The organism is Leptolyngbya sp. AN02str (genome assembly GCF_050565595.1).
Taxonomy (GTDB): domain Bacteria; phylum Cyanobacteriota; class Cyanobacteriia; order Elainellales; family Elainellaceae; genus Kaiparowitsia.
This window is the reverse complement of the sequence record NZ_JBNXVR010000027.1, coordinates 1-12,538: the sequence shown is the minus strand read 5'-3', so window position 1 is coordinate 12,538 and position 12,538 is coordinate 1. Positions and strand designations below refer to the sequence as shown.

The following is a 12,538-nucleotide window of genomic DNA, read 5'->3' as shown; positions in this document are numbered from 1 at the left end:
TTGAAAACAAAAAAATATTTGTGAGCTGAACCAAGAGAAATCGCCATCTCGGATACAGTCTCAACTCGTTGATTCGGCTTAACGTCTAGCGCATATTTGCCTGAGACAAAGCAATTTTTATGAATCGACGGAGTTTGCTCAAGCTGGTGGGCAGAGCAGGGGGCACTGCTGCTGTATTTGCCACCATGAATGCCATGGGCCTGTTGCATCACCAAGCCACAGGCATGGAACGCCCAAACTTGCCCACTGGATCGGGTACAGGAGTTAATGTTGCCATTTTGGGAGCAGGCTTGGCGGGTATGACCGCCGCCTACGAGCTCACCAAAGCCGGGTACAACTGCACCCTATTAGAAGCACGCGATCGCGCTGGGGGACGGTGTTGGACCATTCGAGCGGGCGATCGCATCGACGAAAGCGACAGCCAACAGACCTGCGGATTTAATCAGGCTGAGCATTTGTATCTCAACCCTGGCCCAGCCCGCATTCCTTACCACCATCAGGGTGTGCTGAGCTACTGCAAAGAATTTGGCGTGCCCATGCAGGTCATCGTCAACGAAAACCGCGCCGCCTACTTTCAAGATGACAAAGCCTTTGGTGGGCAGCGCATGCTGAATCGGCGCGTGGTGAACGACAGCCGAGGCTACCTGTCGGAACTGCTGGCCAAAGCCATTAACCGCAACGCCTTGGATGCAGAAGTCTCTGCCGACGATCGGGAACGCATCCTCACCTTTGTGCGCAGCTATGGCAACCTTGATGCCGACTACTTGTACAAAGGTTCCACACGGGCCGGATATGCCACAGCTCCAGGAGCTGGAACCGTCGCGGGCGATCGCTATTCTCCCATCGATCTTTCCGAACTGCTCAAATCCGACTTTTGGCAATACAAAATGCACTTTGCCGAAGGCTACCATCAAGCAGCCACCATGCTAGAGCCCGTTGGCGGCATGGATCAAATTGCCAAAGCCTTTGAGCGTCGGGTGGGGCAGTTCATTACCTACAACGCGCAGGTCACACAAATTCGCAAAACGGGTTCTGGCACCCGCATTGTGTATACCAACGCCGCCGGAAACGAGCAGGCGCTCGATGCAGACTTTGTGATTTGCACATTGCCACTATCGGTGTTAGCGAATGTGGATGCCGATTTCTCGCCCGCAGTCCAGCAAGCGATCGCCGTTGGAGCCGAATCCTACGTCAAAGCGATGAAAATTGCCTTCCAGGCCGATCGCCGCTTTTGGGAAGAAGACGATTACATCTACGGCGGCATTTCCTGGACAGAGCGTGATGTCACCCAAGTTTGGTATCCCTCCGCCGGATTTCAACAGCCCGGTGGTGTGCTGGTGGCAGCCTACATTTGGACGAACAGCATTGGCGAAAAGCTCGGTGCCCTCTCGCCAGCCCAACGGTTAGAGGCTGCGATCGCCGATGTCGAAACGATTCATCCCACCCTGCGCCAAGAAACCTACACCGCCAAAGGAGTCAGCATTGCCTGGGATAAAGTGCCCTACAGTCAGGGAGGGTGGATTGAGTGGGAAGGCGACTCCCGCAGCAGCGTTTACCCCGCACTCACTCAGGCCGATGGCCCCATCTACTTTGCAGGCGAACATTTGAGTTACCTCACGGGCTGGCAGGAGGGAGCCGTACTGTCGGCGCATCAAGCCGTCAGCGGAGTTGCGGCCCAACTGCAAGCGCTGCAAGCCTAACTCACCCACTCATTTCAACTCATCAACTTCAACCCGATTTAAGGAAACCTGTGTGAGGATTCACCCTATGTTGCACCCGTGGAAACGAGTCTGGAAATCCCGTGCGATCGCACCGTTCGTTTTGGTGGGATTGGCGATCGCGCTCATCCTTGCGTGGCCCGTCCGAGCGATCGCGCAAGACATCATTCGGTACCCCATTCCCAACTCCACCTTTCCCATTGCCCTTGCCGTTGAGCTACCTGCCGATGCCAATTTGGTGTATGTGAGTGGGCAGGTGCCACCCCTGGTCAATTCAGAGGCCGACCCCAACAGTGTTGAGGCATTTGGCGATACCCAAACTCAAACCGTGAACGTGATCGAGCGCATCCAAACCATTTTGACCAGCCTCGACCTGAGCTTGAGCGATGTGGTGAAAATGCAAGTCTTTTTGGTGGGTGACCCCAGCATGGATGGCAAGATGGACTTTGCCGGATTTATGGCAGGCTACACCCAATATTTTGGCACCGAGGAGCAGCCCAACCTGCCAGCGCGCTCTGCGATGCAAGTGGCGGGTTTGGTCAATCCTGGCTGGCTGGTAGAAATTGAAGTGGTTGCTGTGCGATCGTAAGGTTCACGCCAATCGAGCTATAAAGCCCCGTCGGCAGGTTGCTGATGGGGCTTTGTTTGGAGCTTGTTTGTTTGGAGCTTGTTTGGTGGGCGATCGCCAGCCTAACCCAACCTAAAAAAGCCCATGTTTGCGCACGCAACCCATACTCAAACACAGGCACTTCAGCATATCCATAACTCACGTTAAAAACCGTCAGCTGTGGTTCAGGGCTTTTAGCTTCTGCAAAACTGACGATAAAAAAAGGCAAGGTTACAGCCTGTGTAAACCTCACCTTTTCCAGTAAATCCATGAAGGCTATTTGGAGGAACCCACTAAATCCGTTGATGGGGTAGACTCCTCGACCACAACAGGCACAGATGCTTCGGCAACCTTTTTATGGCCATGAAAGCGAATTCCTAAAAAGATGTCGTAGACAAATCCCAGGAAATCTTTGAGCCGCAATAGCCCTAAAGATTGGTGACAGCCCTTGGAATCCAACAGTGGCCGCGTAGCCCAGTAGGCAGCCTGATAGTTATACCAAGGAATGGCAGGCCACAGATGGTGAATGAGGTGATAGTTCTGACCCATGATCAGCAGGTTCAGAATTGGGCTGGGATAAACCCTTGCGTTCTTCCAGCGATCGCGCTCTTGGAATGGGCGATGGGGCAAATAGTCAAAGAACAAGCCAAGCGCCAAGCCCACAACCAATGCCGGGGCAAACCAAAAGTTCATGATATAGCCCAAAAAGCCATAATGAACGGCGAGATAAATGACGCCAGCCACCGTGAGCCGAGCCAAAAACCACTCTAATAGCTCAAATTTGCGCCAAAGCCGACGCTTAAAAAAGAAAATTTCGTGGTAAAAGAACCGAGCTGCGATCATCCACAGCGGCCCACCTGTCGAAACAAAGTGGTCGGGGTCGTTCTCAGGATCATTCACATTCGCGTGATGCTGCATGTGAACCCGAGTAAACACCGGAAATGAGAACCCCAACATCAGAGCGCTACCATGACCCATAATGGCGTTCATGATGCGGTTGCGATGCGCTACGTGATGGGAAGCGTCATGAATGACAGTGCCAACGATATGCAGTGCAAGGGCATTGATGATAAAACAGCACCAACTAACCCAGTGCCAGCGCCAATACCCCAATGTTGATGTGATGACCATAGCGATCGCCATCAAAAACATCAACAGAGTTGGATTTACGTCACCTGGCGGGCCTACAAGCTCCTTGGGAACAGTCAGGGGCCTTACTGCCTCCGACATCGTATATTCACTCCTCAATAACCATCCTTGCGTAGTATAAGATACGCAGGACTCAGAATGAAGTTTTGTGAAATTAGCTCATTTAATTTTGCAACCTATAGGTGATTGCATCCGTTAATGAATGAGCCATAATGCAGGATTTCGCGTAAGAAGTTGTGTCTCATCTTACGAACTGACTGCGGCTTGCTTTTTAACCCCACTCATTTTCCAATAAACGCCATTCAGCCGCCGTTCAGCCTTGAGCAATCAACCTACAGCTGTCGCCAGCATAGTTGAGACAAGAACATTTTGGGGGATGGCGAAGCCATCCCCCAAAATGTCTTAATCGAATGGGCCATCGCTATATCAGCCATCCTGAGCGAATAAACGTTTGCACAAGTGGCGTTTTGACGCATGAATCGTGGCATGGCCGCTGCGCAACGATTTATGCAGGAGGTCTAGTAAAACAGGACTTACGCAGTTGAATGATTTTTGGAGCGCCTAGCGCTCCAAAAATCATTCAATCCCTTGGTTTTTCGTAGGAAGTGCGTAAGTCCTAAACAAATAAAAAAACTCCCAGCCGCGAAACTGGGAGTTATGAATCAGGGTGCATCTACCACTACTTTCTACGCTGAGCAGTCTCTACCATCCGGATAAAAGCTCGATAAACCGAGTGCATTAATACGACAGCAGTAGTGGCGTAAAGCCATGTTTTTGGGAGACCTGGCCAATCAAATCCATTTTGTCGAGCGTGATTTGATTGCGACCCCACGAAAAATTGGTGTAGAGCTTTTCAAACTCCAGCAGCATCGACTCGGCAAAGCAGGCAAACAACTGGCGAGCGGGTGCTTCCATATTGACGATGTCCATAATCTTCCAGTCAATATCCAGCGCATGCTCCACAATGCCGCCATTCAGCACAAACACACCAGGATACTGAAGCTGATTGCCCATATTTTTGGGATATCCACCATCAATCAGCAAGCAGGGCTGTTTTAGACTGGCTGGATCAATCTCAACCCCTTTGGGCATGCTGGCCACCCACACCACAATGTCGGCCAACGGCAGAGCTTCTTCCAGCGGCAAAATCTTGCCGCGACCTAGTTCTTCTTGCAGCCCAGTTAGCCGCTCCTGGTTTCGAGCAATTAGCAGCAGATCTTTCACATCAGTTCGGGCATTGAGCCATCGACACACGCCGCTGCCAATGTCGCCTGTTGCCCCGCACACTGCGATCGTGGCATCTGATAGGTTGATGCCGAGCTGCTTGGATGCTTCTTCGACCTGGCGACAAATAATGTAGGCTGTGTGGGTGTTGCCTGTGGTAAAGCGCTTGAAGTCGAGGGTTAAGTTCCGAACTTGGCGGATTTGCTCCAGCTTAAAGTTTTCGAAAATAATGGAAGAGAAGCCGCCCAGAGCGGTGATATCAATCCCATTCTTCTGGGCATGAGCCATCGCGTTGATGATTTTGCGAGTGGCTGCTTTGATTCGGCGGGTGGCGAGCATTTCGGGAAGGAAGCACGATTCGACGTAGCGACCTTCAATTTCTTGCCCGGTAATGCTTTTGACCTTGATGGTGTCTACGATTTGGGGTGGGGCACTACACCAAAAATCGAGCCCCTGATCGGCATATTCGGGATATCCAAGTTCTCTGGCAACAGACTGAGCGTGTTCTAAGCTTGTGAGATGACCAATTAAACCAAACATTGATGATGATCCGGGTTAAGCCAGTACGTGGCGATTAGGGGAGGGTAAGAAGACCCAGGCTGAGAGGCCGTCGTTTCAAGAAACATAGGCGTGCAAGTAGTTTCGAGCGATGTGCCCAGTTTGCAGCTTGTCCTATCTGCCACAAGGTCATTCAAAATACTACACAAAAATCCCTGCTGAGACTATCACGCTCTATAGAAGGAATCGTGCGAAGCCAGCAGTTTTTCAATCTTAGGACTTATGGGTTGATATTGTGTGGGCAAGGGTGCCTATGCATGCGATGAATGTTCCAGATGAATGCTCAAAACTGGATGGAGGGAGCTGGGGTAAGCCCTGTACCTACTCCAAACTGCTACTGCGCCGCTTGTTTGGTGAGCAGGGGGGCGGCAGCAAGTAAGGTTTGGGTATAGGGGTGCTGGGGATGGTTGAAGATTTCGCGGGTGGCACCGAGTTCTACAATTTGACCGGCATTCATGACTGCGATGCGATCGCACAAGTATCTCGCCAGCCACAAATCGTGAGTAATAAACAAATAAGTGAGGTTGAACTCTCGTTTGAGATCGAGCATGAGTTCTAGAACCTGCGACTGCACGCTAGCATCAAGCATGCTCACAGGTTCATCGCAGATCACCAGTTTGGGCTGAGTAATGAGGGCGCGGGCGATCGCCACTCGCTGCTGCTGCCCACCCGACAAATCGCCAGGATATCGTTGGTAAAACTCATCGGCGGGAGTGAGGCCCACTTTCTCTAGCATGGCTAGTGCTTGACGCTTGGCCTCTGCGCCATCGGCCAAGCCGTGAATGTGCAGCGGGTCGGCAATGCTATCTCCAACCGTCATCAGCGGATTGAGGCACGCGTGGGGGTCTTGAAACACCATTTGCATGTGGCGGCGTTGCTTTTGCAAGTCTTGCCGCGAGAGGCGAGTGATATCGTTGCCCAAAAACTCAACCCGGCCTGATGTCGACGGAATGAGCTGCAAAATGGTGCGTGATAACGTGCTTTTGCCACAGCCCGACTCTCCTACCAAGCCCAAAATTTCCCCCGGATAAATATTGAGCGTAATGTTATCCACCGCTTTGATGGTGTTGGTTTCTTGTTTGGCTAGCAGCCGCGTCAGGAAATTCTGCTCTAGGGTGTAGTGCTTACACAAATGCTCTAGCCGTAAAAGCGGAGCTTCGCCATGATTGGAAAGGGGCGCAGTGGCCACATTGGGTAAGGCCGATGAATTGGCGATCGCCATGTCTGACTCGCTTTCGCTTAGATTGGCTTGCGTCAGAACGGATGGAGCTGACGGATCGACCTGGATGTGTAACGCTGCTTGCAATAGCGATTGGGTATAGGCATGCTGAGGCTGTTGCAAAACGTTGGTGGTGGCTCCCGTTTCAACAAACTTGCCGTTGTACATGACCGCAATGCGGTCGCAATACTCACCCACCAGCGCCAAGTCATGGGAAATCATGAGCAGAGCCATGTTCCGCTCATGACAGAGGCGAGTCAACTCCTTCAAGATTTGGGCTGAAACGGTGACATCCAAACTGGTGGTGGGTTCATCGGCCACGATGAGTTTGGGATTGAGCAGCAGCGCCAGAGCGATCGCTACCCGTTGCCGCATGCCGCCGCTAAACTCGTGGGGATATTGCGCCCAGCGACTCGCTGGAATGTTCACGGCTTCTAAGGTGGCGATCGCCTTCTCCTTCGCCTTCGCTTTGGTCAAGGTAGGCTCATGAGCCAGCAAGGTTTCGAGGCAATGGTCACCAATGGTCATCAACGGATCGAGACGAGTCATCGGGTCTTGAAAGACGATGGACACGGCCTCGCCACGAAACCGCCGCAACTCTTCTGGGTTGAAATCAAAAACGTTGCGATCGTTAAACCGAACCGTTCCCTCAATTTGGGTGCCTGTGGGCATGAGACGCATGACAGCTCGCCCCAAGGTGGACTTGCCACAGCCTGACTCCCCCACCAACCCCAACCGTTCGCCCGGATTTAGGGTGAACGATACATCATCCACTGCCCATTGAATGGCGCGATCGCCCGCCCCAACTCCACCCCGCTGATAGGGATAGGCCACCCGCAGGTTATCGACGCAGAGAAGAGCGTTGGTCATATAGCTAGGAGATAGTTGGCAGCTAGGGGATGGTTGGCAGCTAGGAGATACTGGCAATTCAGACTCGTAGCTCATTATAGAGGGAGGCGATAGGAGAAACCGTCACGAGCCTCTACCAATTGCATGCGCTTCGAGGTCCTCAATCGAGACATAGTTCAACGCCGCCGAGTGGGTCGATTCCAAAATGACCGGTGGCGCAATCCCATCATCCAGCGCTTCTTTCCAGCGGCTGGCACACAGACACCATCGATCCCCTGCCTTTAGCCCCGGAAAATCGTAGGCTGGCATGGGAGTGCTGAGATCGTTCCCTTGGGCTTTGGTGTAACGCAAAAACTCTTCTGTCACCTGAGCGCAAATGACGTGGGTGCCATAATCGGTTGGCCCGGTTTCGCAGCTACCATTCCGATAAAAGCCTGTGACGGGAGACATGCAGCAAGGCTGTAGCGCGCTGCCCAAAACGTTTTTGCTAGTGACCATAACGCCTCCTAAATCTGAAGTGGGTGAATGCGGGAGCTGAAGATGAACGAGCCGAGAGCATGAAGATAAGGGCGATCGCCCCAGCGTGCATCAACCAGACCCAGCCTCAGCGTGGTCGAGCCCGAGAGCGCCAGCCTGCGTGGATGACAGCCCTTAGCATATCTCTCCCATGCCGTTTTGCTTCAACAGACATGATATGGATCGGTTCAGCATTTGACCGACCCAGTCTCATCGTAAAACCCGGCCTTTGAAATTCGGCGAATTCCTTATTCAATGAAAATTAAGGAACTCAACCCAAACTCCTAAGAGGATGTCTGAGAAGTCACAAAATAGGCCCTCATCCCCCAACCCCTTCTCCAAAAACTGGGAGAAGGGGAGCTGCAAACCCTTTCCCCTGGCCCAATTTTGGGAGAAGGGAACACAAGGGGTGAGGGCAATACATGAAGCTTTAGGCACTTTTCAGACGTCCCCTAATGACTAGAGGAGATGCGAAAGCGAAAGCTCGTCTGGCGGGTAGAACCCCCCTTAAACAGACAGCCCAGAATGAAATGGCGTTTTTGCAAAAGAACTCATCACGGAATACCCGTGATGCCAGCGTTTAGAGGAATTGCTCATGAACCAAGTTAAAACGTTAGGTCTGCTATCTCTATTGGCAGGACTATTGGTTGCCATTGGATATGCTATCGGCGGCAGTGGGGGAGCACTCGTTGGGCTGTTAATTGCGGCGGCAACCAACTTTTTCTCATGGTATTCGTCCGACAAAATTGCCTTGGCTGCCTACCAGGCCCAGCCCATTGCGCCTGAGCAAGCGCCTGAGCTGTATCAGATGGTGCAAGGCTTGTGCGATCGCGCTGGCTTACCCATGCCCAAACTCTACGTCGTTCCAACCTCAGCTGTGAATGCGTTTGCTACGGGCCGCGATCCCCACCATGCCGCTGTCGCCGTGACGCAGGGAATTGTGCAGCTTTTACCCAAGGATGAGCTGGAAGCGGTGATTGCCCACGAGCTAAGCCACATTCAAAACCGCGACACCTTAACTCAGGCCGTGGCGGCAACGGTGGCTGGAGCTATCTCCTACATTGCCCAGATCCTCCAGTTCGGCATGATGTTTGGGGGTGGGCGCGATCGCGAACAAGGTGGTAACCCCATTGTGGCGATCGCCACCATTTTGTTGGCTCCTCTAGCGGCTTCGGTCATTCAAATGGCGATTTCTCGCACGCGTGAGTTTGAAGCTGATGCTGGCTCTGCCCGGATAACGGGCAATCCCCGTGCCCTTGCCAGTGCCCTCCAACGTTTAGAAGCCATGGCGCAGCAGCGTCCCATTCCGGTCAACCCATCCTTTGAACCGCTGTTGATTATGAATGCGCTGCCCAAGCAAATGTTTTCTAGTCTGTTTTCAACGCACCCTTCGACTCAAAAACGCATCGAAAACCTGCTCAAAATTGAGCAACAGATGTTGACAGCATCCAATGCTGGGAGCATCATCTAAATCCTCTTTGCATCATGAACTCCAGGCGTAACGACTGTATCAGCCCCAAAGGGTGATCAAGGCTTGCGCCTGGGGCTCGTCATTGAGGGAATCCATGCTTTTCGGAACTCCCACAGGACTTATGCAGTTGAATGATTTTTTGAGCGCTTAGCGCTCAAAAAATCATTCAACTCCCTGTTCTTTCGTATGAAGTGCGTAAATCCTATCCCATTTAGAAAACACGATAAGGAACCTGATGATTGGGCCGATTTATTGCATGCGGTCGATGGTTCGATATTGAATGGCTTCGGCTACGTGGGGCGTTTTTACCGCCTCTTCACCTGATAAATCTGCGATTGTTCGCGCCACCTTGAGAATGCGATCCGTTGCCCGCGCTGATAGACCCAACTTGCGAATGGCATTTTCCAGCAAGTTGCGGCTGGTGTCGTCGAGTTGGCACCATTTGCGTAAATGACGACTCTGCATTTCCGCATTGCAGCGCAGCGTTTCGCCCTTGAATCGTTCCCGAGAGCGATCGCGCGCTTTTTCGACTCGTTCCCGTACGTGGATAGACTGCTCACCATAGGTCTGCTGCGTCATTTCTTCGGGCTTTAGGCGGTTCACGGCCACCTGCAAGTCAATGCGATCCATCAGTGGCCCCGACAGTTTTGCCCAGTACTGTTCTCGCTGGCGTGGGCTACAGGTGCACTCCTGCACCGTATCGCCAAAGTAGCCACACGGACAGGGATTGGTACTGGCCACCAGGGTAAACTGCGCCGGAAACATAACAGATTGCCGGGTTCGCGATATCGTAACAAAACCGTCTTCGAGTGGCTGCCGCAGAAATTCCAAAACATCCCGTTTAAATTCTGTGAGCTCATCTAGGAAAAGTACGCCCCGGTGAGCCAACGAAATTTCTCCTGGTTTAGGAAAGCTGCCACCGCCCACTAACGACGGCCCTGAGGCTGAATGATGGGGACTGCGAAAGGGGCGATCGCGAATTAAGTTTCCCTTTTCCCGCAATAACCCCGCCACCGAATGAATTTGAGTGACTTCGAGCGCTTCTTCAAAACTCAGGGGCGGCAAAATTCCAGGTAGGCGGCGCGCCAGCATCGTTTTTCCGCTTCCGGGAGGCCCCACAAATACCAGGTTGTGGCCACCCGCTGCGGCAATTTCCAGGGCGCGTCGTGCTTGAGCCTGCCCTCTCACATCCTTCAAGTCCAAACTGGGCGATCGCTGTTTTCCTAGCTCTTGTTTGCCATCGACCCGAATAGGAACATGGTGCGCTGGATGGTTTAAGAAATCAGCCACCTCGCCAAGATTGTGAAATCCATACACATCTAATCCCGCAACAACAGCTGCTTCCCGTGCATTCTGTGCGGGCACCACCAATGATTTGATCCCAATCTTTTGAGCTGTAGCGGCGATCGCCAATGCCCCTGCAACAGGCCGCAACGTCCCATCCAACGATACTTCGCCTAAAAATAGAAATTCCTCCAGCCGTTCTACATTCACTTGTTCTGAGGCGGCTAAGATTCCTACACTGATTGGCAAATCAAAACAAGGCCCCTCTTTGCGCAGATCAGCCGGAGTCAAATTAATGACAATCTTGCGCATGGGAAAGGCATAGCCTGCATTTTTGAGAGCTGCTCTTACCCGCTCCTTGGACTCCTGAACCGCCGCATCGGGCAGCCCCACAACCACAATGCCGGGTAACCCTCCAGCAATATCAACCTCAACCCCAACCTTTAATGCGTCGATTCCAATCAGAGCTGCGCTCCACACCCTGGCTAACATAGGCCTCACCCAAGCCTCAATTTGCAGGTAGAGTGCCCAAAATCAGCCTTAACCCCAACAAACCGCTTGCCAACGGAAAACCCTCACACGGCTGTGAAGAATTCATAAACATCCCCAACATCCGTTAACGTACTGTTCAAATTCCTATGAAGGCTCTAGTCAAGCTAGGGTATTTCAGGGAAAATACGTAGCATTCAACCTAAAGCTCAACTCAAAGTTCGTTTAAAACATTGCATCTACGCTTAAGACTATGAGTTTCTTTTTCCGGAACAGTGAGATTGTTGAGTTTCAGCAATTGATTGCCCATCTCAAAAGCATCAATTCCGACATTCGTCTCAAACTCCCTGCCAGTCAGTACTCCATTCAGCGGCAAGTTCGACAGATTCAACAATCGCAAGCTTGCCTGCAAAAAATTCAGCACAATGCGAAACGCACCTTTCGCCGTTGCCGTACCCCTTCAACTCGGGCGGTTGCCCTGGTGCTTAGCGAGGTGCTGACTGAAACCCTACAGCTGGCAACCAATTACAAAATGTTGGGAGAAGAGTTCGCAGCTGATCCGCATGGCACCGTTGATTGCCTCAATCTCATTCATCAACGCAGCAGTGAGTTAGCTGAGCGGCTACATGAATTAGAAGCGCTAGAAATTTTTAAGCAGCGGCGGGTTGCTTAACTAACGCTGTGTCGCCCGGTATCTTGCCTGATAACCCTGCTGAGCTCGATCTTCTGGATGAGGGCGGGGATCGCCCAGCAGTATAGGCGTGCATTGCTCTGCAACACCCCAATTGACCTGTTCCTCTAATGCATGCTGTCTTAGAATTCAGCAAGCAGTTATTGGACTCCAAATGATGAGCGAGACCCAAGATACGATTTTTGGAAAAATTATTCGACGAGAAATTCCTGCCGACATTATTTATGAGGATGAACTGGCGATCGCCTTTCGTGATGTTAATCCTCAAGCCCCAGTTCATGTTCTGGTAATTCCCAAACAGCCAATCCCTAAGTTGGCCGATGCGGTTCCAGAAGATCATCGCGTTTTGGGCCATCTGCTCATGACAGCCAAGCGCGTTGCCGACCAAGAAGGCCTGTCAAACGGATATCGGGTTGTGATCAACACTGGTGAGGATGGTGGGCAAACCGTTTATCACCTACATCTGCATATCCTGGGAGGTCGAGCCATGGCATGGCCTCCAGGGTGAGTAAACCCTCCGAGCTACGCCAAACGTTACAAAAATCGACTTAGTACTTTACAAAACGAAACAAGTCACTTATTCTGAATGTTAAGGACGGTAACAAACGTTCTTCATATTTCATACATACCAAACGAAAGCACTCATCGAACTATGACAACTACACTACAGCGCGCTGAGCGCAATACCGTGTGGGAACAGTTCTGCAACTGGGTAACCAGCACCGACAACCGCCTGTACGTGGGCTGGTTCGGCGTGTTGATG

General features: G+C 52.0%; 11 protein-coding genes and 1 pseudogene. 6 read left to right on the top strand and 6 right to left on the bottom strand.

Going from position 1 to position 12,538, the window contains the following annotated elements; translation table 11 throughout:
• The first annotated feature begins 119 nt into the window (after positions 1–119).
• Both ACQ4M4_RS18760 and ACQ4M4_RS18755 read left to right on the top strand, forming a co-directional pair.
• Positions 120–1,700 (top strand): flavin monoamine oxidase family protein, encoded by a 1,581-nt coding sequence (locus ACQ4M4_RS18760; RefSeq protein WP_430685981.1) that lies wholly within the window; start codon positions 120–122, stop codon positions 1,698–1,700.
• Between the two features lie 67 nt (positions 1,701–1,767).
• Positions 1,768–2,307: a RidA family protein gene (locus ACQ4M4_RS18755; protein WP_430685980.1), complete on the top strand. Its 540-nt coding sequence runs from the start codon at positions 1,768–1,770 to the stop codon at positions 2,305–2,307.
• Here the strand turns inward: ACQ4M4_RS18755 and ACQ4M4_RS18750 are convergent.
• The 5 genes from ACQ4M4_RS18750 to ACQ4M4_RS18730 form a co-directional block, all read right to left on the bottom strand.
• On the bottom strand, positions 2,258–2,596 hold the full coding sequence (locus ACQ4M4_RS18750; protein WP_430685979.1) for a hypothetical protein: 339 nt from the start codon (positions 2,594–2,596) through the stop codon (positions 2,258–2,260). The two genes, ACQ4M4_RS18755 and ACQ4M4_RS18750, sit on opposite strands and share 50 nt — an antisense overlap.
• A 5-nt stretch (positions 2,597–2,601) precedes the next feature.
• Positions 2,602–3,555, bottom strand: coding sequence for a beta-carotene hydroxylase (gene crtR / locus ACQ4M4_RS18745; protein ID WP_430685978.1), 954 nt, complete (start codon positions 3,553–3,555; stop codon positions 2,602–2,604).
• 657 nt (positions 3,556–4,212) lie between these two features.
• Positions 4,213–5,238, bottom strand: a complete 1,026-nt coding sequence (locus ACQ4M4_RS18740) for a long-chain acyl-[acyl-carrier-protein] reductase (protein WP_430685977.1) — start codon at positions 5,236–5,238, stop codon at positions 4,213–4,215.
• A 352-nt stretch (positions 5,239–5,590) separates the two neighbouring features.
• Positions 5,591–7,345 carry a dipeptide ABC transporter ATP-binding protein gene (locus tag ACQ4M4_RS18735; protein WP_430685976.1) on the bottom strand — a complete coding sequence of 585 codons (1,755 nt, stop codon included), beginning with the start codon at positions 7,343–7,345 and terminating at the stop codon, positions 5,591–5,593.
• 102 nt (positions 7,346–7,447) lie between these two features.
• Positions 7,448–7,822 carry a DUF2237 family protein gene (locus ACQ4M4_RS18730; protein ID WP_430685975.1) on the bottom strand — a complete coding sequence of 125 codons (375 nt, stop codon included), beginning with the start codon at positions 7,820–7,822 and terminating at the stop codon, positions 7,448–7,450.
• Between the two features lie 613 nt (positions 7,823–8,435).
• Between ACQ4M4_RS18730 and ACQ4M4_RS18725 the strand changes: the two genes are divergently transcribed.
• Positions 8,436–9,311, top strand: coding sequence for a M48 family metalloprotease (locus tag ACQ4M4_RS18725; protein WP_430685974.1), 876 nt, complete (start codon positions 8,436–8,438; stop codon positions 9,309–9,311).
• A 249-nt stretch (positions 9,312–9,560) separates the two neighbouring features.
• Here ACQ4M4_RS18725 and ACQ4M4_RS18720 read toward each other — a convergent pair whose 3' ends face one another.
• Positions 9,561–11,087 (bottom strand): YifB family Mg chelatase-like AAA ATPase, encoded by a 1,527-nt coding sequence (locus tag ACQ4M4_RS18720; RefSeq protein ID WP_430685973.1) that lies wholly within the window; start codon positions 11,085–11,087, stop codon positions 9,561–9,563.
• A gap of 250 nt (positions 11,088–11,337) precedes the next feature.
• On the opposite strand from ACQ4M4_RS18720, the gene ACQ4M4_RS18715 reads away from it, so the two are divergent.
• The 3 genes and pseudogenes from ACQ4M4_RS18715 to ACQ4M4_RS18705 all read left to right on the top strand — a co-directional run.
• Complete coding sequence (locus ACQ4M4_RS18715) at positions 11,338–11,757, top strand: hypothetical protein (protein WP_430685972.1); 420 nt, start codon at positions 11,338–11,340, stop codon at positions 11,755–11,757.
• A 172-nt stretch (positions 11,758–11,929) separates the two neighbouring features.
• Positions 11,930–12,283 carry a histidine triad nucleotide-binding protein gene (locus ACQ4M4_RS18710; protein WP_430685971.1) on the top strand — a complete coding sequence of 118 codons (354 nt, stop codon included), beginning with the start codon at positions 11,930–11,932 and terminating at the stop codon, positions 12,281–12,283.
• A 144-nt stretch (positions 12,284–12,427) separates the two neighbouring features.
• Positions 12,428–12,538, top strand: a pseudogene (locus tag ACQ4M4_RS18705) (photosystem II q(b) protein); the annotation flags it as partial.

Coding starts and splice junctions, on each gene's coding strand:
- ACQ4M4_RS18760 (WP_430685981.1), top strand. CDS start 120: ATGAATCGACGGAGTTTGCTCAAGCTGGTGGGCAGAGCAGGGGGCACT.
- ACQ4M4_RS18755 (WP_430685980.1), top strand. CDS start 1,768: ATGTTGCACCCGTGGAAACGAGTCTGGAAATCCCGTGCGATCGCACCG.
- ACQ4M4_RS18750 (WP_430685979.1), bottom strand. CDS start 2,596: ATGGATTTACTGGAAAAGGTGAGGTTTACACAGGCTGTAACCTTGCCT.
- crtR (WP_430685978.1), bottom strand. CDS start 3,555: ATGTCGGAGGCAGTAAGGCCCCTGACTGTTCCCAAGGAGCTTGTAGGC.
- ACQ4M4_RS18740 (WP_430685977.1), bottom strand. CDS start 5,238: ATGTTTGGTTTAATTGGTCATCTCACAAGCTTAGAACACGCTCAGTCT.
- ACQ4M4_RS18735 (WP_430685976.1), bottom strand. CDS start 7,345: ATGACCAACGCTCTTCTCTGCGTCGATAACCTGCGGGTGGCCTATCCC.
- ACQ4M4_RS18730 (WP_430685975.1), bottom strand. CDS start 7,822: ATGGTCACTAGCAAAAACGTTTTGGGCAGCGCGCTACAGCCTTGCTGC.
- ACQ4M4_RS18725 (WP_430685974.1), top strand. CDS start 8,436: ATGAACCAAGTTAAAACGTTAGGTCTGCTATCTCTATTGGCAGGACTA.
- ACQ4M4_RS18720 (WP_430685973.1), bottom strand. CDS start 11,087: ATGTTAGCCAGGGTGTGGAGCGCAGCTCTGATTGGAATCGACGCATTA.
- ACQ4M4_RS18715 (WP_430685972.1), top strand. CDS start 11,338: ATGAGTTTCTTTTTCCGGAACAGTGAGATTGTTGAGTTTCAGCAATTG.
- ACQ4M4_RS18710 (WP_430685971.1), top strand. CDS start 11,930: ATGATGAGCGAGACCCAAGATACGATTTTTGGAAAAATTATTCGACGA.